A 20,272-nucleotide genomic window follows, 5' to 3' on the forward strand; every position below is an offset into this window, starting at 1 on the left:
TCTTTGTCTCAGAAGCTGTTGCCGGTTTCATCACGGGACGGGAAGAGGCTCTCCGGGTCGATTGCCTCATGATCATTCTCAAGCGGCTTCCCTTCCCGGACGAGACGGTCATTGGCGGCCTGAACGGCAGCATTCAGGTCTGTCTGGGTGCAGAGGCCAAGGATGACGGGGTCACGAGGCTTGATGTTGGGGCTGTTCCAATGTTCACGGTTGCGGATTTTGGCAATCGTATCCTTGGTTGTGCCCAACAGGCGGACAATCTGGGTATCGTTCAGCTGCGGGAACTGGCGCAGGACAAAAGCGATGGCATCGGGGCGATCATGCCGCTTGGCCACCGGCGTGTAGCGTGCCCCCTTGGCACGACGGGCCACGGGATTGGGAGTGGCTGTCAGCTTGAGCCGGGCGGCGGGATTGGCCTCACAGCGCTTGATCTCGGCCTCAGTCAGCTGATTGTTTTTTACAGGATCATAGCCGTTGATCCCGCCGCCAACCTCACCATCAGCAATAGCCTGAATCTCCAGCGGGTGCATCCCGCAGAAAGTGGCGATCTGGTCAAAGGTAAGGCCGGTTTTCTCAATCAGCCAGACGGCAGTTGCCTTCGGCATTAGCGGCAAGGTCATGTCAACGCAGTCCTTTGCAGAGCGATAATATGGTCCGGCATCTGGCAGGGCCTGGGCCACTCTGGAAAAGAATCACCCGCCACCCGCATGAGGGGCGGTGCCTGCGACAATGCACGACAGTGCCGCCAAGATGCGTCAGAGACCATGAGAGGTCAAGATGGAAAGAAATAAAAAGAAACCCTCCACCCGAGGAAAAGGGTGGAGGGTTTCTCTATCCAGACATCCCGTAAAGGGACACTGTCTTACTTCTTGATATTGCCAATACCGGAGAAGCGCTTGTTGAACTTGGCAACCTGCCCCCCTGTATCCAGAATACGCTGAACGCCCGTCCAAGCCGGATGGGTCTTGGGGTCAACGTCCAGACGCAGCTTCGCGCCGGGCTCGCCGTAGCAGGAACGCGTTGTATATTCGCTGCCATCAGCCATCACGACCGTGATTTCATGATAGTCGGGGTGGATACCGGGTTTCATAATATTTCCTGAACCTGATGAAAGAAGCTCCGATACCGACCGGAGCAGACGGAGCCCTCCATAAAGGATATGGCTCGGAAAATAAAGGTTGGGCATCATTCTTTTTGTTGATAAAGCGATTCTTAAAGACTTCATACAGTTTTGCCATAATACGCTGTATGCTACGGCAGGGCTCGGCTACATGGCACAGATCATGCCTGTCGTGCGGTCTAGATTCTTCAAATTTCAGGAAAGGCTATATGAGTCCTATCAAAACACCTGGCTGGGTTTCTGATTTTCAGAAATTCATCATGCGCGGGAATGTCGTGGATCTGGCAATCGGTGTGGTGGTTGGCGCTGCTTTCAGCTCCATCGTCAACAGCGCCGTCAAGGATCTCCTGACCCCGATCCTGGGTCTTCTGACGGGGGGCGTGGACTTCAGCAACATCTTCATCACCCTGAAAGGGCCGGTCAAGGATACACTGGCAGAGGCACAGAAGGCCGGAGCCGTGACCATCAATGTGGGCCTGTTCCTCAATGCGGTCCTCCAGTTCCTCATCATTGCCTTCTTCATCTTCTGGGTAATGCGTCTGGTCGGCAAGCTGCACCGCAAGGAAGAAGCGCAGCCCTCCGCCCCGCCGGCTCCCTCCAAAGAAGAAGTGCTGCTGACGGAGATCCGTGACCTCCTGGCGGCACGCGCAGTAGAGAAATGACCCGTTTTTTCCCCATGAAACTGACGGCACGATGCGCCCTGGCGGGTCTTGCTCTGGCAGGCGTCCTGTCTGCCAGTTCCGCCAAGGCGGATGGTACAGCTTTCGGGGTCCCTCTGTCGCCCAATGCGCACCTTTATTCATATTTCATCATCAATGGAATGGCACGTGGCGCTTTCCTTCTGGGCCAACTGCACCAGAAAGATATGCCCACGCTGATCCAGATGGATGAGGTGACCCGCAAGGCTGTGATCCACAATCTGGACTCACAGACGATCAGGTCGGATTTCAAGGCGGAACAGATACTGACCCGTTATCTTGGGCTTATTCTGAAATAGTTCCCGGGAGCTGGACAGGATACAGAAAAGGGGGCTCCAGAGCCCCCTTTTTTCTGACCATATTCCGGTGAAAAGGCTGGTCTCAGCCTGCTTTGCGCAGTCGCTTCTGCCCCATCAGGAGCAGAAGTGGTGCGGCAATGAAGATGGATGATGATGTCCCCACGACAATGCCGAACAGCATGACCGTAGCAAAGCCGGTCAGCGTGCTTCCACCAAACAGTGCCAGAGGCAGAGCGGCAAGGAACACCGTCATGGACGTACCCAGTGTCCGGTTCAGTGTTTCATTGATGGAAAGATCCAGCAATTCCCGCAGAGGCATTGTCCTGTATTTGCGGAGATTCTCACGGATACGGTCATACACGACCACCTTGTCATTTGTGGAATAACCCAAGATGGTGAGCAGTGCCGCAACCATGACGAGGTCAAACTCGAACCGTGTAACCACTAGAAAACCAATGGTTTTTGTCAGGTCCAGCACGAGTGTGATGACAGCACTCAGGGCAAACTCGCGCTCGAAGCGGAACCAGATATAGATGAGAATCATCCCGAGGCTGAAGAGGAGGGCAAGCACACCATCCCGAAACAGTTCGGACGACACGGACCCGCCGACAGCATCAGCCCGCTGGATCTGGACACCAGGAACAGCCTGCACGATGACCGTGCGGACCTGATCCACCAGCTTCTGGGTAACATGCTCATCTTCACCCCCTGGCGGAAGGTTGATGGCAATGCGGACATCCTGCGGAGACCCGAAAGACTGTACAGAGGCCGCATTGATGTGACCAGCCTTGAGGACCTCCCGCATATGGGCGGGATCTTCCGCTGCTGGAGAGTGGGTTTCCACGATGATTCCACCCCGGAAATCAAGCCCCAGATTGAGGCCCGGCGTGATGAACAGCACCACAGAGGCGATGGAGAGAAGGGCGGAGACAATCAGACCGGCATGACGGCCACGCATGAAGTGGATCTGTCGGTCATCACGTACGAAACGGAGAAGAGGGCGAGAAAACATGGCGATCAGACCGGCAATTCCTGTGGACGTTTATGAGCATACCAACGGACAATCAGCATGCGGGACAGCACCAGCGTCGTGAACAGCGTGGTGACGATGCCAATGGTGATGGTCAGGGCAAAGTTGCGGACCGGCCCCGTACCAAAGACAAAGAGCATGACATGGGCGAGGAAGGCCGTGGCATTGCTATCGATGATGGTCCCCGTGGCCCGCTGGAACCCGGCCTGAAGCGCCTGAAGAGGTTTCCGGCCGTTCCGTACTTCTTCCCGGATACGCTCATTGATAAGAATATTGGCATCCACCGCCATGCCGAGGGTCAACAGGATACCCGCCATGCCCGGCAGGGTCAGTGTTGCTCCAAAAAGCGACAGGATGGCCAGGATCATGACCAGATTGGCAAACAGCGCAATGTCCGCATACAGGCCGAACCGGCCATAGAACAGCAGCATGAACAGTACGACCAGCACAAAGCCAGCCACAAGACTGACCACACCAGCATGGATGGAGGCCGCACCAAGGCTCGGCCCGATGCTGCGCTGTTCCACTACGGCAAGGGGAGCAGGAAGGGCCCCGGCACGGAGCAGCAGCGCCAGGTCGGAGGCGGAACGAGCCGTGAAGCGCCCGGTGATGATCCCGCGCCCCGCCGTGATGGGGCCGTTGATGACAGGGCTTGTCAGGATATGACCGTCCAGAACGATGGCGAACGGCTTGCCGACATTCTCTGTCGTAATGCGGGCAAAGTCATCTGCACCTTTATTGTCAAACTTCAGTTCGACAACCCATTGCCCCTCATTCATTGTGGCAGCGGCGTCTGTCAGGTTGGCACCATCCACGTCGACCCTGTCCTCCACGGCGATTTCTCCACGCCCCTCAGGCAGGGGCAGCATGGTCGTGCCGGGACCAGCATGGAGCGGGTCTGGAGAGACGAGATGGAAGGTCATGCGGGCTGTTGTGCCCAGCAGGGTCTTGATCCGCTGAGGATCGCTGATGCCCGGCAGTTCCAGCACGATGCGGTCTTCCCCCTCACGGGCAATGCTCGGGTCGATGGCTCCGGTACTGTCGATACGGCGACGGACAATCTCGATGGAGCGTGACACAGCCTCCCGGGCCCGGGCCCGGATGGATTCCGGTGTCAGGCTGATGACGAAGCGGCCATCTTTCTCATTGATGGCCAGTTCACCAGGAATGGAGGGCGTCAGTTCTTCCAGAACCTTCCGGTCGCTCTCCTTTTCACTTTCGGAGCGGGGCGTGAGCAGCACGGAGGCCGTAGCATCATCCCGCTGGATGAGCCGATAGCCAAGGTGGGCACTAAGCAGCCCCTGACGGATCTCACCTTCCAGTGACTGAAGCCGGTCATGCTGGAGGGTTTTCGTATCCAGCTGCAACAGGAGATAGGAGCCTCCCCTCAGATCAAGCCCCAGATGTACCTGATGCCAGGGCAGGGATGATGAGGGAGATTTCATGAAATTGGGCAGGCAGAGCAGGGCACTGATCAGACAGATGCCCACCACGCCTAACATCCTGAGGCGGCTGTAATACAACATAAGGGGTCAGAGAACCTCAAAAACGTGGAAATGAAGAGGCCAGAACTAATCTCGCAGATGGGTGCGACCATGCCCTCTCCAGTATTTTATTGCAACCATTATGCATGGCTGCATGGCGCCTTGCACAAGCATTTCCGGGTGCTATGATTCCTTTCATGAAGACGGAAAAGCTCCTTGATGTCGCCATTGCGGGTACCGGGCATTTTGGCCGTTACCATGCCCTCCAGGCTGCCAGACACCCCCGGGAGCGGCTGGTCGGGCTGTACGACCCTGATCATGGTCGTGCCCAAAGCATTGCGGAAGAAACGGGAACCTCTGCCTTCAGAAACTACGAGGAGCTTCTGGAACGGTGTGAGGCTGTCATCATCGCTTCCCCTGCCGAAACACATTATCAGATGGCACAACAGGCCCTGATGTCCGGCTGCCACGTGCTGGTTGAAAAACCTCTCGCCGCCACAAAAGAAGAAGGGGCCGCACTGGTACGCTGTGCTGGAGAGCAGGAACGCATCCTCCAGGTCGGACACCTGCTGCGTTATTCGGCCGAGCATCAGGCCATTTCAGCCCGCATGAAACAGCCTCTGTACATCGAGGCCACAAGGATCGCTCCCTACAAGGAGCGGGGCACGGATGTATCAGTCGTGCTGGACCTGATGATTCATGATCTCGACTTCATCCTGTCCCTTGTGGACAGCCCCATCCTCCATATTGATGCGATGGGCGCCGCCGTATCCAGTGCTCATGAAGACATCGCCAATGCACGTGTCCGTTTTGCCAATGGCTGCGTTGTCTCCATTACGGCCAGCCGCATTTCTCTCAAGACCGAACGGAAAATGCGTCTTTTCTCTCAAGAAGGCTATCTCTCGGCGGATTTCATGAGTCGACAGCTGGTTTTCATAAACCGTCATGAAGGAATACCCCTCCCGGGCAGCAATGGCTTCCGGCGGCAGAGTGTGCGGTGGCATGACCATGACAACCTGGCTGCCGAGCATGATGCTTTTGTGGCGTCCTGTCTGGATGGTGCTCCCGTGATGGTGGATGGACAGGCCGGTCTCAGGGCTCTTGACGCTGCCCTGAGAGTTGGCGAAGAGATACGGGCTGCGCAGGAGTTGATCCGGCATGCAGGTCTGATCGACTGATCAGGACACTATAGTGCATTTCCTTACGACATGAAGGGACAATCATCATGGACATGACTGACTACACGCAGCAGATCAACGCCATAAATCCTTATCTGAGCCTGCTGATCTTCGCCATCCTCATGCTCTCCATGCTGGCGCTGTATTTCCTGCCCAGCATCATTGCCATCATGCGGCAGCATCCCCAGAAATGGCTTCTCATCGGTCTGAATGTCTTTGCTGGGTGGACAGGGTTCTTCTGGATCGGCCTGCTCATCTGGGCACTCTGGCCAAAAGAAAAACTGGTTGCATTTCAGGATGGACAGGGCTGGGGCCCCTATCAGGCACATGATCGGACCCAATCTTTTGGAGGATCATCTTCTGACCGGCCAACTGAAACGCTGGAGCAGCTCGCCCAGATGAAAGACCGTGGCGCCCTGACAGAAGCTGAATTCGCCAAGGCCAAGGAACGTCTCATCAACCGCCTGTAACGGCATGTCCTTCCAGCCCGCCATTGCAGGCTGGAAGGACCTTTGCCGAAGATCAGTTTTCCAGCAGTTCTTCCCGTTTGCTTTCAAGCTCAACCCAGCGCTCTTCCGCTTGGCGCAGCTTTGTCTCGGTGTCTTCCAGCGCAGCCGTAATCTTTTCAAACCGGACAGGGTCCCGGTTGTACAGCCCGGGGTCAGCCAGAGCATTCCGGCAAAGCGTGGCGTCTTTTTCAAGTTTTTCAAGAAGCTCAGGCAGCCGGTCCAGCTCCCGTTGTTCCTTGTAGCTCAGTTTGACGGTCTGTTTGACAGTACGTACAGGGGAAGAACCTGTATCGCTGGAGGAGGGGGCCGTGTCTTTCTGGCGTCTCTCTACGGGAGACCGTCCCCTGCGTTGGGCCAGCATGTCTGAATAGCCACCAGCATATTCAATCCAGCTGCCATCACCCTCTGCCACCAGAGTTGAGGTTGCCAGTCTGTCCAGAAAATCACGATCGTGACTGACGAGCAGAACCGTCCCAGCATAATCGCCCAGCATGTCCTGCAACAGATCCAGCGTCTCAAGGTCCAGATCGTTGGTAGGCTCATCCAGCACGAGCAGATTGGAAGGACGGGCCAAGGCAGCCGCCAGCGCCAGCCGCCCCCGTTCTCCCCCGGAGAGATGGCTGACTGGCGTGCGGGCCTGCTCCGGCCGGAAGAGGAAGTCCTTCATGTACCCAATGACATGCCGTTTTTCCGTGCCGACCTGTACCATCTCGCCATGTCCGTCCGTCAGGAAGCTGGCCACACTCTGGTCGCCATCCAGGGCGCTGCGCTGCTGGTCCAGCGTCACCATCTGGATGGACGGACTACGCCTGATTTCACCGGCCTGTGGGGTCATCTCACCGGTCAGCAGGCGCAGAAGCGTCGTTTTCCCGGCCCCATTGGCCCCGCAGATTCCCAACCGGTCGCCTCTGGTCACCTTCAGCGTCAGATCACGGATGAGGGGACGCTCCGGATAGGCCCAGCCAACACCTTCCGCAGCCATGACAATCTTGCTGGTATTCTCCGTCTCACTGGCTTCCAGCTTCAGGGAGCCTCTCTGGCGGGAGGCAAGATCACGCCGCTCCGCCCTCAGGGCGGCCAGTTCAGCAACACGACGGACATTTCGCTTTCGGCGTGCTGTGACGCCATAGCGCATCCAGTCTTCCTCACGGGCAATCTGACGGTCCAGCTTGTGCGCTGCCCGTTCGGCAAGCTCAATCTGCTCGTCCCGCCATGATTCGAAATGGGCGAAGCTGGCGTCCAGCCTCTGCGTGCCCCCCTGATCCAGCCAAATGACTGCCTTGCACAATGTTTCCAGAAAGCGGCGGTCATGACTGATGATGATCATCCCCGCTCCCGAGGCCAGAAGCTCCCGCTCCAGCCAGGCGATGCAGGGGAGGTCCAGATGGTTGGTCGGTTCATCCAAAAGGAGAAGGTCCGGCTCAGTTGCCAGAGCCCGGGCAAGGGCGCTTCGGCGTGCTTCCCCTCCAGAAAGACTGGCACATTTTTCACGACCATCCATGCCGAGCTCACTCAGCATGGCTCGGGCCCGGTAATGGGCTGTCTCGTCCAGATCCGCCGTCACATAATCGAAAACCGTGTCCCACCCAGAAAGGTCGGGTTCCTGCGGCAGATAATGTACTTTCAGCCCTGGCTGGAGGAAACGCTCGCCATCATCTTGTTCCAGCTCCCCCGCTGCAATGCGGAGCAGGGTGGATTTGCCCGAGCCATTTCGCCCGACAAGGCAGAGCCGTTCACCCGGCAACACGGAGAGCGTGGCACCGTCCAGCAACGGACGGCCACCCAGAGTATATGAAATGTTCTGTAGATTGAGGATTGGTGCAGACATGGGCCTGATGTGAAGAAACCGAAGCAGATTTGCAATATGGAACGGATGAAGAGGTGAAAGAAAGATTTTTCCGATGGAAAACTTTTACTCTGTCTGTTTTTCTTTTCCCCGCTTCCTCTGTATATGTCTCCCCATGAAGGCAGACAAGAAGATGCTCAAAGGCTGGGTACGGCAGCAGAATGGCGCCAATCGCCCAGCCACCATGTGTATGGCCCTGATCGGAATGTGCAACGTCCTTGCCGGAATGGTGCTGGTATGGAGCCTAGCCTCCATTCTGGCAGGCCTGCTGGCAGGCGGGGGGAGGCTGGATGCCCGCTGGTTGGGTATCTTCATCCTCATGTCTGTCGTCCGTGTCATTCTGGGATATGTGCAGGAACACTTGGCTGTCTCCAGCGGTGAGCTGGCCCGCAAACGCCTGCGGCGCGAGCTGCTGTCCCGCTTTTTTGCACAGGGGCCGGCGCTGCTCCGGCATCAGCACAGTGCTGCACTGGCGTCTCTGTTGACAGACCGCATCGAAGCGCTGGAGGGCTATTTTGCCCGCTGGTTGCCTGCCTCGGCCCTTTGGGTGGTAGCGCAGTGGTCTGTCGTTCTTGTTGTGTTCTGGCAGAATCACCGGGCAGGGCTCATTCTGGGGGGATGCTGCCTTTCCCTTCCTTTTTTCCAGGCCGTGTTCGGCATTGCTACAGCCATTGCCTCACGCCGTCAGCTTCTTGCCCTCAACCGCCTCCAGGTCCGTTTTCTGGACAGGATCAGGGGCATTGCTACCATCGTTCTTTCCGGCAATGCGGAAAAAGATGCCCAAGGCTTGGGGCAGGCTGCTGATGAACTGCGACAGCGGACCATGAAAGTGCTGCGTCTGGCCTTTCTGACATCAGCATCCACTGATGTTGCCATGATCGTTGCCTTGGTCTGGATCGTGATCGACCAGCGCCACGGTCTCATGCATGGCGGGTCTGTTGCGCAGACAACCAGCATCCTGTTTGCCGTGCTCATGGTACCAGAAGCCTTTGCGCCATTCCGTGCACTCTCAGCGGCCTATCAGGACAGAGCACAGATTACCAGCAGCGGCGAGGCCATACAGAAACTGCCGACCCTGCCAGAAATGGCAGCTGGCACATCTGCTGACCAGCCACGTGCCGAGCGGACGGCTCGGGGTATTGAGCTTGATGTGCAGGGGGTTTCCTATCAGTGGGTAAAGGATCGGCCACTGGCGCTTGACGATGTATCATTCCAGCTCAAGGCGGGTGACGTGGCCCTGCTGACGGGCCCATCAGGAGCTGGAAAATCAACCCTCATTGAAATGCTGCTGGGTTTCATCAGGCCCCTCGAAGGTTCCATACGTCTTGGCGGTGTCGACCTCCAGGCGCTGGGCCCGGCAGAAATCACGCAACAGATCAGCTGGATTGGTCAGAAGCCGGTCATTTTTGCAGGTACGCTGCGTGAGAATATCATGTTCGCTGCACCTGAAGCGTCTGAAAAGCAGCTTCAGGCGGCTTTGGAAGCATCTTCCATCACGGGATATCTGCCCCTGCTTCCTGATGGGCTGGAGACCAGACTGGGTGAAGGAGGGTTCGGCCTTTCAGGTGGGCAGGCCCAGCGGATCGCCATCGCCCGTGCCTTCCTGAAAGATGCCCCGCTGCTCATCATGGATGAACCTACCGCCCATCTTGACCCCATGACGGAGCAGGACATCCTCATGTCTCTCCGGGGGCTGCTGAAGGGTCGTACAGCCCTGATTTCCACCCATTCGCCCCAGTTCCACAATATTGGTGAGACCGTGCGTCTTACCATGGAGACGGGACGGCTTACGGAACAGGAGACACTGGCATGAGGCAATTGCAGCCATTATGGAATGTATGGAAAGCCCGTGGGGGACGCCTGCTTATCGGGCTGGTTCTGGCCGAACTTTCCGTCTGTGCCGCTTTCCTGCTCATGGGGCAGACCGGCTCCCGCCTCGGGCTGATCGCCATTGGTGGGGTCGTTGCCTTTGGCATCCTCCGCTTTGCTGGCGCCGCCCGTATCATTCTCCGCTATTTGGAACGTCTGGCCACGCATGACGCCACCTTTCGGGTTCTTGCAGACATCCGCCTCTGGTTTTACAGAAATCTGGCCAAAGGAGCCGCAGCTGGGCTGGGCTTCCGGCGTTCTGGTGATCTGCTCTCCCGCCTCGTGGCCGATGTGCAGAGTCTGGACAGTCTCTATCTGCGTATTCTGGTCCCGCTGGCAACGGCGTTGTTCAGTCTGCCCATCGTCATCTGGGTTTGTCTGAAGGGAAGCCTGCTCCTGGCACTCAGTATCGGTGTCATTTTCTGCCTGGTCGCCTTTGCCTTGCCGGCACTCATGGCAAAACTGTCCTATCGCTGGGGGCCAGAGCTGCAACAGGCGCAGGCTGACATGAACAATCAGGCCCTTGATCTCGTGGGAGGGATGCGTGAATTGCGCATCTTCGGGCAGGAAGATGCCGCTGCAGAGCGGTTTCTGGCCGCAGAGGAAGCCTTTTACACCGTGCAGCGTCGACAGGGACAGGCCATGGCACACATCCATGCCATCTCCCTGTTGCTGACCCGCCTGGGGATCATCCTTGCTCTGGCAGGATGTGCGGGAGTCTTCTTCCCTGAAGAGCAGGCTGTCATGGGCATCACCATTCTTTTTGTTGTCATGACTGCTCTGGACAGCATCGTGGATCTACCAAGGGCAGGCCTTCTTTTCGGGCGCATCCGCCATGCGGCAGAACGTGTGGTGGATGCCACGGTCATGCCTGAAGGCACTCCCGCAGAAGGAACAGCGCCTGCCCCCGCTGGCCATGAGATTGAAGGGCGGGACGTCACCTTTGGCTGGACACCGGAAAAACCCGTTCTGCAGAATGTGAATTTCAGACTCCGGGCAGGGGAAAGGGCCGCACTTGTCGGACCATCAGGTGCCGGGAAGTCCAGTCTTGCAGCGCTGCTGCTCAAGGTCGTGGCGCCTCAGGAAGGAAGCATTACACTGGGTGGGCAGGACATGGCTTCCATCCAGACCGAGGCCCTGCGGGAGCAGGTGGCATGGCTCTCTCAGGCAAGCCATCTTTTTGACGACACAATCCGCTCCAATCTGCTTCTGGGACGGGAGGGCTTTTCTGACAAAGCCCTCTGGGCTGCTCTGGAACAGGCGCAGATTGCTGATTTCGTGCGTTCCCTGCCTGCTGGGCTGGATAGCTGGATTGGTGAAAACGGGTCCCACATTTCCGGCGGGCAGGGGCGCCGCATTGCTCTGGCCCGCGTGCTGCTTTCTGAAGCCCCGGTACTGATCCTTGATGAACCCGGTACCGGGCTCGATCTGGAGACGGAACGTGCCTTTCTGGCAACACTCAACCAGCTAGACCGCTCCCGTACCATCCTGCTGATTACCCATCGTCTTACAGGAGTGGAACAGTTGGATCACCTCTGGACCCTCCATGAGGGACGCCTGAAGTCCCAGCCTCTTTGAGCCATGGATGCATTTTTACCACTCCCAGGGCCCAGACCCATATTGACCGGAGCTCAAAGCACGGGCAGTTAAAGATGATCATTTTCCATAGGTAACGAGAAGGATGCTCCCATGAAGAAAGTTTCTGCTTTCATGCGTCGTCTTGCTCCCGTGGGGGCGACCTCCCTCATGGTGGCCGGGCTTCTGGCTGGCTGCGTATCGCATCCGCCGCGGGATGATTATGTCGTGTTTTTTGATACGGAGTCTGTGACCCTCAGCCCCACAGGGGAGGCCATCATCGCCAGCGCCGTTGATGCCGCCCACAAACGGAATATCTCGCACATCACGGTTTCCGGTTCTGCCGGGAAAAATGAGGATGCGGACGTGCTGAAAAAACTCGCAGATGCCCGTGCGGATTCTGTGGTTGATGTGCTGGTGCGGGATGGCATCAAGCGTGAGGATATCCGCAAGGAACCCTTCGTGCCAACAGATGTCGAGAATTCACGCGTCGCCTTCCGTCGTGTCACGGTCCATCTGGGCGCACATTGATTCAGGAGCACGATCAGCATGACGGGGAACCCTGCGAAGGAATAGGGAACCCCATTGATCGCTTTCCCCGTCATGTTGGTGAAACTCCTGAAGCTGTCCTGCACCGGGTTTTTGGTTTTGAGAGCTTCCGGGGCCTTCAGGAGAGTGCCGTTCAGGCCGTCATGAAAGGGGAGGACGTTCTCGTCCTCATGCCAACAGGCGGCGGGAAGAGCCTGTGCTATCAGGTACCGGCTCTCTGCCGCAAAGGGGTTGGGCTCGTCATCTCCCCCCTGATCGCCCTGATGGAAGATCAGGTTGCCGGGTTGAGGCAGCTCGGGGTGAGGGCATCAGCCCTTCATTCCGAAATGGAGTATCAGGATCAGCAGACAGTCCGGGAGGATCTGCTCTGTGATCAGCTCGACCTCCTCTATATTTCACCCGAGAGACTGCTGACACCGTACAGCCTCAACCTGCTGCGGCGATGCAGCCTGTCGCTCATTGCTATTGATGAAGCGCATTGCGTTTCCGCCTGGGGCCATGATTTCCGGCCGGAATATCGAGAGCTGGCCAATCTGAAGCAGCTGTTCCCCAGAGTTCCCCGCATTGCGCTGACAGCCACGGCAGACCCTCGTACACGAAGTGACATGCTGGCGGCTCTGGACATGCCCCAGGCTCACATACTGATGGGCAGTTTCCACAGGAGCAACCTGTTTCTTCAGGCCCAGCCCAAACACTCGGAGACACGTCAGGTTCTGGATGCACTGGACCGCCATATGGGACAGGGTGCAGCCATCGTCTATTGCGGTAGCCGCAAGAAGACGGAAACACTGGCCCGGCAGCTGCGTGAAAAAGGCCATACAGCTTTTGCTTTTCATGCTGGCATGTCCCCCGCCGACAAGAAGAATGTCCTGTTGCGGTTCCGTTCTGGTGAGCCCATGATCGTTGCGGCAACCATAGCTTTTGGCATGGGCATCGACCGCCCAGATGTCCGCACCGTCATCCATCTGGACATGCCGACGTCACCAGAGGGCTATTACCAGCAGATAGGCCGTGCTGGACGTGACGGTGAACCATCGCATACTCTTCTGCTTTACAGCGGAGAAGGTGTCGCCAGAGCCCGCTACTGGCTGGAAGAAGCCCAGGTGCCGGAGGCGGAAAAACGGGCGATGCAGGGACGGCTGGAAAGCATGATTTCCCTGACAGAAACAACAGGTTGCCGGACCCAGGCCATTCTGGCCTGTTTCGGTGAAACGCTGCATGAACCCTGCGGCCATTGCGATAACTGTCTGCATCCTCCCTCTACCTTTGATGCCACTGAAGCAGCACAAAAGGTTCTCTCCACCATATACAGGACAGGCGAACGGTTTGGAGCCGTGCAGCTCATTGCTGTTCTCAAGGGCAAAATGACAGAAGCGGTGGAACGCCACGCCCTTCAGCACCTTTCAGTCTTCGGGATTGGGAAAGACAGAACGGATGTCTGGTGGCGTATGGTCATCCGGCAGCTCATAGCCCGTGGTGCGATTGGCATGGTGGGGGATCATGGCGGATTGGGACTGAAGCGGGAGACAGCACGGCCCATTCTCAGGGGAGAGGTGTCCGTCAGCCTGAGGGAAGATGCAACGTCACGCCACATGGCCAGCATGAGGGACACGCCACGGAATGACCCCAATGAAGGGCTTTCCGATGAAGAATATCGCCATTTCCTGGCGCTGAAGATGTGGCGGCGGGAAGAAGCCTATCAGCAGGAAATCCCGCCCTACATCATTTTTCGTGACGCCACCTTGCGGGAGATCATCCGGGCCCGTCCAACCAACAGGCAGGAGCTGGGAGATATCCGTGGGGTTGGTCAGAGCAAGATCGAACGTTACGGCGATGCGGTTCTGGCCATTCTGCAGGAAGCTCCCTGAAAAGGGGAGCATCAGGGGCCGACGTGTTTTTCTTCCACAATCGGCTGCATGACAAACGAAGCCGTCACGTCTCCCACATCCTGAAAATGAAACGTGAAATCAAGTTTGCTGCCAGCCCGATAGGGGACTTTCAGCCCGTGGCAGATCAGATGATAGCCACTTGTCGGAAAAACGAGCGTCCCTTCATGCGGCACAGCCATGCGCTGGAAAATATCATATGTCTGCCGGGGAGACTGGATCGCAACCTGGCTGTTCCGGTTCGACGTGACGGAATTGCATCCGGGAGATGTGATACCGCGCAGCAGCATGTCCGTTACCCCATGATTGCTCAGCGAGAATGTCCCAAAAGCAAACGGAGCTTCCCTGTAGCGTGTGTGCAGCGCGGCATCATTGATGATGATGCTCTTCAGGGAAAGAGGCGGGGGGGCTACACCGCTGTCGGTAGCGGCGGCACTTTCCAGCCCGAGACCGATCAGCAGGGCTGCTATTGTCAGGGAGTTGCGTCCTGTCCTGTTCATGATCCTCGCTCCTGCCATATGGCCTGGGAAAAGACAGGGCAATCATAAAGAAAAAAGCCCTTTCATATTCCTCAATGCTGCCATTTCCGATAAACTGTGCAGCAGGCAGGGTCAAGAAAGACCCTGCTCTGGTTGCTTTTCGGATTATGCCATGTACTGCCCTTTTTGCGGAAATCAGGAAACGCAGGTCAAGGATAGCCGCTCGGCAGAAGATGGTGCTGCCATCCGCCGTCGGCGTGTCTGCTGTGCCTGTGCGCAACGCTTCACCACCATTGAACGCGTGCAGCTGCGTGAACTGACCGTCATCAAGGCCGATGGTCGCCACATTCCTTTCGATCGTGACAAACTGGCCCGGTCCATCCGGATTGCCCTGCGGAAACGGCCTATCGATGAGGTACAGCAGGAGCGCCTGCTGAATGGCCTTGTCAGACAGCTGGAAGCCTCCGGCGAACAGGAAATCCCATCCTACAGGATCGGAGAGCTCGTCATGGATGCGCTGCGTGAGATTGATGGCGTTGCCTATGTCCGCTTTGCCAGTGTCTATAAAGATTTTCGGGAGATTGAGGCGTTCTCCAAAATTCTTGTCGATATGAACAGCCCCGCCAATCCCCCCTCTCAGGAGACCCCATGACCGAACCGTCATCCACTACATCACGTAAACGCAGCCGGACAATTGCCCGCATGGCAGCCACGCAGGCCCTGTATCAGTGCGAACAGACAGGTGCCAATCCCGAGAGTGTCCTCATGGAGTTCATCCGGCACCGGCATGTTGCCTCTACGGCCTGTTTTGAAGATGGCCATATTCCTGATGCCGACCTGAACCTGCTGGAAGAGCTTGTCCGCAATGCCGTGCTGAAACAGGATGCCATCGACACGACTCTGACAGCACTGCTTCCTGAAAGCTGGCCGATGGACCGTCTTGACCCTGTCCTGCGTGCCCTGTTGCGCACGGCTATTGGAGAAATGATGACAGGGCTGCCAGCCCAGGTTGCCATCAATGAGTATCTGGATGTCGCCCATGGCTTTTTCAGTGGGGATGCACCGAAGATGGTCAATGGCATTCTGGACAGATTTGCCCGTCAGCTGGGCGGAGAGCAGGGCGCACGGTAAAGGACGGTACAGATGGGCGAGTTTGACTTCATAGCCCGGCATTTCCGTCCACTTGCAGGGCCGGGCGCCATGGAGCTTCGCAATGATGGAGCAACCATGGCTCTCCCAGCAGGGGAAGAACTTGTTCTCTCCAGCGATACCATGGTTGAGGGGCTTCATTTCCTCCCAGATGATCCGGCAGGGACGATTGCCCGCAAGCTGCTACGCTGCAATCTCTCAGACCTGGCTGCCATGGGCAGTCGGCCACGCCATTACATGCTGAATGTCAGTGTTCCGCCAGGACGGCATTATGATGAAGCCTGGTTTACGGAATTTGCTGCCGGGCTGGCAGCGGATCAGAAACAGTATGACATTTCTCTTCTGGGAGGCGACACAACTGGCAGTCCTTCCCCGCTGATGCTGAATGTCACCATTCTGGGGTCAGTCCGGCGGGGACAGGTTTTACGCCGTGATGGTGCCAGAGCAGGAGATGGTGTCTGGATTACCGGCAGTCTCGGACGGGCTGCGTTGGGATTGCAGATCCGACTGGGCAAACTGGCGACAGGGGACGCTTCTCTTGTAGAGGCCTATCGTATACCGACACCTCGTACCGGCCTTTCCCTGTATGGTATCGTCAGTGCCGCCATGGATATCTCGGACGGTCTGTTGCAGGATTCTGGCCATATTGCCGAAGAATCTGGTGTGGCCATCACCCTTTTTGAAGAAAAGCTGCCTCTTGTCCCTGAGGTTGCTGCCCATATGGCGACTCACCGGAAGATAATCCTCCTCGGAGGGGATGATTACGAACTTCTGCTGACCTGCCCCGCCGCCAGCGAGGACGCTTTGCAGGCCCATTGCAGACAGCACGGCGTGCCCCTCACCAAAGTGGGCATGGTGACAGAAGGCGAAGGCGTGACCATGCTGGACAGACAGCACGCCCCCATCAATTTCTCACGGACCGGCTGGCAGCATTTCTGATCACTGCCAGACCATGATGGAGGAAGAATGGCACTTCCTCCACCCAGCCTCATCAGGCAGAAAGATTTTTTTCGTAAAGACGATGTGTTTTATGTGGATGAGGCACGAGAGATTCCGCCAGATTCCTCATTCCGACATCACTCTCCAGAACCCAGCCAAGTTCAACCCATTTGTAAGGCAGCGTATGACCACGACGCATCAGTTCCACAATGGCGAGAGAAGGCAGAAGCGACCCAAGCATCGTTCCGCGCATTTTGCTGGAAACACCCAGCAGAATCACACGGGCCGACCGAAAACGGTGCGTTGCCAGCCGGTAGCCAAGCCGCATCCACCCAAGAGGTGATGGTGCTCCTCCCAGATCCCCCGCAATGTCGTAGAGATTGGGAAGAACCATGGCCATGGCAACCGGTTCGCCATTCTGATCAATCTGGACATAATGCTCAGGGCGCAGGAGCGGCTTGATCTGCTCGATCATGGCCGTCATTTCGTAATCCTGCATGGGCACAAAATTGTACTTATGTGACCAGGCATCATTATACAGCTTCCGCAGCACCTCTCCCTGGGTAGTGATTTCCTTCTTGGAAAGATTGCGGGTCGTAATCGTGCTGAGCCGCCCTTCACCGAGTCTCAGATTGCCTGGAACCTTGAAGCGCTCTTCCGTCGTTCCATCCAACTCCAGCCGGTAGCTCAGCAGGTCCTGCGCCTTCTCATATCCACATTGACGGATGAGGGCATCCAGACCTTTCGGGTGCCAGGGAATGGCAATCATGGGGGCGGAGCGCTGCCCTTCCACCATGGTCCCGGTCTCCGCATTTCCGCTCAGCGTGACTGGGCCGCGGATCTTGGAAATCTGCCGTTTTTTCAGCCAATCCTCAACAGCCTGTAGAAGGGCTGAGACAATCTCCCGTTCAGGAATGGCATCAAGCGCACCAAACTGCCCAATAACTTCCTGCCAGTGATCAATTGCCTTATGATCGACAATCGCGGCGATTCGTCCAACGGGGCGACCATCGCACCAAGCCAAGAAATACTGTATCTCCGCATGGCGGAAAACCGGGGATTCCTTGGGGCTGAGCAGGTGCCTCTGCTCCATGTCCAGCGGGGGGACGAAGCCGTCCATTCCTTTATAGATATGGCGCGGAAGTGTGATAAAACGACGTAAATCTCCCCGTGTGGTCACGGGACGAACATCGACCTTGGCAGATTGAGAGTTTGGCGCTTCACATTGCATAGCAATGGCTATACTCGTACACGAGCCTTCCCGCTAGAGGGCAAAAATGAAAGGGGCTTCATGTCCAGACCAGAAAAAAACTCAACGATGCCTCGGCATCACATCCTCATAACTGGCGCTTCCAGCGGCATCGGGGCGGCTCTGGCGGAGTATTATGCCCGTCCCGGCGTACATCTGACACTGTGGGGACGGAGTGAAGAGCGGCTGGGAAAAACGGCGTCCGCAGTGCGTGCAAAAGGTGCCAGCGTGGACATCTTCAGCATCGACCTGACACAGGCCGATGAGGCCCTGAAAGCCCTTGCCTATACCGATGACCAGCTGCCGATCGACATCCTGATCCTCTCAGCCGGGATGGCGGACATCCGGCCTCATGGCGCCCTTGCTGAATCAGCAGAGACAGCCCTCAGAATGTCCATGGTCAATTTTGCCACCCCTGTGGCCATGGCCACCGAAATGGCAAACCGCATGGCAGCCCGTCGTCATGGACGCATCGCCCTGATGGGGTCTGTCGCTTCCTTCCATGATCTGCCGCTGGCCACAGTCTATAGTGGCTCCAAAGCAGGGTTGGGACGCTTCAGCACGGCCCTCCAGGCAGCCATGACACCTCATAATGTCCGTGTCTGCCTGATCGCCCCCGGTTTTGTGGATACCCCCATGAGCCAGCGGCTGGACGGTGAGCAGGCTTTCCTCGTTCCGGTGGAGAAAGCAGCCCGCAAAATTGCCCGCAGCATCAATCAGGGCAGGGGAGTTCTTGTATTCCCGTGGGTGTTCCAGATGACCCGTCTGCTGGAGATGGTCCTTCCCCGTCCTATCGCCCATCGCATCCTGCGGCGGCTGGATGTCATGCAGCATCCTGAACATGAAAAGACTGCCCACCAATAATTGAAGAAAACCTTACAGGTCAGGTGCTTGCAGACAGGAAGGGGGCATGGGAAAATGGGGCAGCACATCTCTCTGCGTATTGAAGGGATAAACGTATGAAAGAAATTGTTGCCGTTGATATCGGCGGAACCCATGCCCGCTTTGCCATCGCTGAAATCAAGGATGGTCGGGTGGTGTCTCTCGGGGAAGCAACGACACTCAAATGTGCCGAGCACGCTTCCCTGGCGCTGGCATGGGAGGCTTTTGGCCGGTCACTGGGGCGCCCCATTCCCCGGGAAGCGGGCATTGCCGTGGCCTGTCCGATCAATGGCGAAGTCCTCAAGATGACCAACAATCCGTGGATCATCCAGCCGGCCCAGCTTGGCAGCCGCCTGAAGCTGGATGATTTCGTTCTGGTGAACGACTTCGGAGCGATCGGTCATGCTGTGGCCCAGGTTGGCCCGGAATACATGAACCACCTGTGTGGTCCAGATGTTGATCTTCCCTCCGAGGGGACCATCACCATTCTTGGTCCGGGTACGGGGCTGGGGGTTGCAAGCCTTCTGCGTGGCGAAGATGGATATCATGTGATCGCAACGGAAGGTGGGCACATGGACTTCTCGCCGCTGGATGCGGTGGAAGATCATATCCTTCAGGCGCTTCGTGAACGTTTCCGTCGTGTTTCTGTTGAGAGAATCGTCTCAGGGCCGGGCCTGACCAACCTGTATGAAGTCATTGCAGAACTTCAGGATCGTCCCATCACCATCAAGGACAACCGCACCCTGTGGACCACAGCGATGGAAGGAACGGACAATCTGGCCGCCGCAGCACTGGAGCGCTTCTTCCTGAGTCTCGGAGCTGTTGCCGGGGACCTGGCTCTTGCCCATGGGGCTCATGGTGTTGTTGTGGCCGGTGGGCTGGGCCAGCGCCTGGCAAATATTCTACCGCATTCCGGCTTTGCTGAGCGGTTCATCGCCAAGGGGCGTTTCGAAACCATGATGAGCGAAATGCCGGTGAAAATCATCACACATCCGCAGCCTGGCCTGTACGGTGCTGCCGCTGCTTATGCCAGCCAAACAGCCAGCAAACAGGCAGAAACTACTTGATCTGAATGAGGGGAGGGGAGTCATCCAGAAAGAGGATGCTCCCTTCCTTCATCATGATATGATTTTCTGAAAAAATGCAGGTCTGATCGAGGGCCCTGTTCCATTCGCTCCATGTTTTGCCAAGCCGCACCCTTTTTCGTCATGTTTCGGGAGAAACAGCTTGGACGAAGTAGAATCTGAAATTCCATGAAGCGCCTGTGTGGCCTGCGACCACACAAAAAACCGTCATCAAAAAGGGAAATTCCCCAGAAATATTACCCCCTGATATACCCCCAAAATTGTGGGATACACCGGGACTAATCGGAATAGTCGCTACCCCGAGAATGGCTGTTTCTCAAGGTGTCTGGGACGTATCGGGAGGAATCGGGATAACACCATGGAGGTCTGGGCGGGAATCGAACCCACATACGCGGATTTGCAGTCCGATGCATAGCCATTCTGCCACCAGACCTCAGGTGTGTGTC

Annotated in this window: 20 protein-coding genes and 1 tRNA gene; 13 read left to right on the forward strand and 8 right to left on the reverse strand. The window is 57.0% G+C overall.

The annotated features are described in order from the left end of the window. Positions 1–8: 8 nt before the first annotated feature. A complete protein-coding gene (locus J8Z04_RS02000) occupies positions 9–620 on the reverse strand; it encodes a DUF1013 domain-containing protein (RefSeq protein ID WP_052349063.1) in 612 nt (203 codons plus the stop codon). Between the two features lie 242 nt (positions 621–862). Then, complete coding sequence (gene rpmE, locus J8Z04_RS02005) at positions 863–1,090, reverse strand: 50S ribosomal protein L31 (protein ID WP_043560174.1); 228 nt, start codon at positions 1,088–1,090, stop codon at positions 863–865. Between the two features lie 239 nt (positions 1,091–1,329). Between rpmE and mscL the strand changes: the two genes are divergently transcribed. Next, positions 1,330–1,782 (forward strand): large conductance mechanosensitive channel protein MscL, encoded by a 453-nt coding sequence (gene mscL, locus J8Z04_RS02010; protein WP_043560173.1) that lies wholly within the window; start codon positions 1,330–1,332, stop codon positions 1,780–1,782. Beyond that, positions 1,779–2,117, forward strand: coding sequence for a hypothetical protein (locus J8Z04_RS02015; protein WP_192848196.1), 339 nt, complete (start codon positions 1,779–1,781; stop codon positions 2,115–2,117). The genes mscL and J8Z04_RS02015 overlap by 4 nt, the downstream gene beginning before the upstream one ends. A gap of 82 nt (positions 2,118–2,199) precedes the next feature. On the opposite strand, the gene secF is transcribed toward J8Z04_RS02015, so the two are convergent. Both secF and secD read right to left on the reverse strand, forming a co-directional pair. Continuing rightward, positions 2,200–3,129 carry a protein translocase subunit SecF gene (secF, locus tag J8Z04_RS02020; protein WP_086441623.1) on the reverse strand — a complete coding sequence of 310 codons (930 nt, stop codon included), beginning with the start codon at positions 3,127–3,129 and terminating at the stop codon, positions 2,200–2,202. 5 nt (positions 3,130–3,134) lie between these two features. Continuing rightward, positions 3,135–4,673, reverse strand: a complete 1,539-nt coding sequence (gene secD / locus J8Z04_RS02025) for a protein translocase subunit SecD (RefSeq protein ID WP_192848197.1) — start codon at positions 4,671–4,673, stop codon at positions 3,135–3,137. 155 nt (positions 4,674–4,828) lie between these two features. On the opposite strand from secD, the gene J8Z04_RS02030 reads away from it, so the two are divergent. Next, the gene (locus J8Z04_RS02030; RefSeq protein WP_192848198.1) at positions 4,829–5,809 is read left to right on the forward strand and encodes a Gfo/Idh/MocA family protein; all 981 of its coding nucleotides are present in this window, start codon (positions 4,829–4,831) and stop codon (positions 5,807–5,809) included. A gap of 47 nt (positions 5,810–5,856) precedes the next feature. Beyond that, on the forward strand, positions 5,857–6,279 hold the full coding sequence (locus tag J8Z04_RS02035) for a superinfection immunity protein (RefSeq protein WP_052349062.1): 423 nt from the start codon (positions 5,857–5,859) through the stop codon (positions 6,277–6,279). Positions 6,280–6,331: 52 nt separating this feature from the next. Here J8Z04_RS02035 and J8Z04_RS02040 read toward each other — a convergent pair whose 3' ends face one another. Further along, positions 6,332–8,146: an ABC-F family ATP-binding cassette domain-containing protein gene (locus tag J8Z04_RS02040; RefSeq protein ID WP_192848199.1), complete on the reverse strand. Its 1,815-nt coding sequence runs from the start codon at positions 8,144–8,146 to the stop codon at positions 6,332–6,334. Between the two features lie 133 nt (positions 8,147–8,279). On the opposite strand from J8Z04_RS02040, the gene cydD reads away from it, so the two are divergent. The 4 genes from cydD (at position 8,280) to recQ (ending at position 14,025) form a co-directional block, all read left to right on the forward strand. After that, a complete protein-coding gene (cydD, locus tag J8Z04_RS02045) occupies positions 8,280–9,977 on the forward strand; it encodes a thiol reductant ABC exporter subunit CydD (protein ID WP_086431511.1) in 1,698 nt (565 codons plus the stop codon). Then, positions 9,974–11,611, forward strand: coding sequence for a thiol reductant ABC exporter subunit CydC (gene cydC, locus J8Z04_RS02050; protein WP_192848200.1), 1,638 nt, complete (start codon positions 9,974–9,976; stop codon positions 11,609–11,611). The genes cydD and cydC overlap by 4 nt, the downstream gene beginning before the upstream one ends. A 111-nt stretch (positions 11,612–11,722) precedes the next feature. Next, entirely contained in the window at positions 11,723–12,139 is a 417-nt protein-coding gene (locus tag J8Z04_RS02055) for an OmpA family protein (protein ID WP_043560156.1), read from the forward strand. 41 nt (positions 12,140–12,180) lie between these two features. Continuing rightward, positions 12,181–14,025, forward strand: a complete 1,845-nt coding sequence (recQ, locus tag J8Z04_RS02060; protein ID WP_192848346.1) for a DNA helicase RecQ — start codon at positions 12,181–12,183, stop codon at positions 14,023–14,025. A gap of 11 nt (positions 14,026–14,036) precedes the next feature. On the opposite strand, the gene J8Z04_RS02065 is transcribed toward recQ, so the two are convergent. Then, positions 14,037–14,543, reverse strand: a complete 507-nt coding sequence (locus J8Z04_RS02065) for a copper chaperone PCu(A)C (protein WP_192848201.1) — start codon at positions 14,541–14,543, stop codon at positions 14,037–14,039. A 151-nt stretch (positions 14,544–14,694) separates the two neighbouring features. Between J8Z04_RS02065 and nrdR the strand changes: the two genes are divergently transcribed. Genes nrdR through thiL form a run of 3 tightly spaced genes read left to right on the forward strand, consistent with a single transcriptional unit; the run spans position 14,695 to position 16,610 of the window. Continuing rightward, positions 14,695–15,174 (forward strand): transcriptional regulator NrdR, encoded by a 480-nt coding sequence (gene nrdR, locus J8Z04_RS02070; protein WP_192848202.1) that lies wholly within the window; start codon positions 14,695–14,697, stop codon positions 15,172–15,174. Beyond that, a complete protein-coding gene (gene nusB / locus J8Z04_RS02075; RefSeq protein ID WP_154981445.1) occupies positions 15,171–15,653 on the forward strand; it encodes a transcription antitermination factor NusB in 483 nt (160 codons plus the stop codon). Before nrdR ends, nusB begins: the two co-directional genes overlap by 4 nt. A 12-nt stretch (positions 15,654–15,665) precedes the next feature. Next, the gene (gene thiL / locus J8Z04_RS02080) at positions 15,666–16,610 is read left to right on the forward strand and encodes a thiamine-phosphate kinase (RefSeq protein WP_192848203.1); all 945 of its coding nucleotides are present in this window, start codon (positions 15,666–15,668) and stop codon (positions 16,608–16,610) included. A gap of 52 nt (positions 16,611–16,662) precedes the next feature. Here the strand turns inward: thiL and J8Z04_RS02085 are convergent, their stop codons facing one another. Continuing rightward, complete coding sequence (locus J8Z04_RS02085; RefSeq protein WP_043560144.1) at positions 16,663–17,841, reverse strand: hypothetical protein; 1,179 nt, start codon at positions 17,839–17,841, stop codon at positions 16,663–16,665. An 87-nt stretch (positions 17,842–17,928) separates the two neighbouring features. Here J8Z04_RS02085 and J8Z04_RS02090 point away from each other — a divergent pair, with 87 nt between their 5' ends. After that, a complete protein-coding gene (locus J8Z04_RS02090) occupies positions 17,929–18,723 on the forward strand; it encodes an SDR family NAD(P)-dependent oxidoreductase (RefSeq protein ID WP_232086329.1) in 795 nt (264 codons plus the stop codon). A 95-nt stretch (positions 18,724–18,818) separates the two neighbouring features. After that, a complete protein-coding gene (glk, locus tag J8Z04_RS02095; RefSeq protein ID WP_192848205.1) occupies positions 18,819–19,808 on the forward strand; it encodes a glucokinase in 990 nt (329 codons plus the stop codon). A gap of 377 nt (positions 19,809–20,185) precedes the next feature. On the opposite strand, the gene J8Z04_RS02100 is transcribed toward glk, so the two are convergent. Next, positions 20,186–20,259, reverse strand: a tRNA-Cys gene (locus tag J8Z04_RS02100). Positions 20,260–20,272 lie beyond the last annotated feature (13 nt).

It is taken from the genome of Bombella apis, from assembly GCF_018221685.1.
GTDB lineage: Bacteria > Pseudomonadota > Alphaproteobacteria > Acetobacterales > Acetobacteraceae > Bombella > Bombella apis.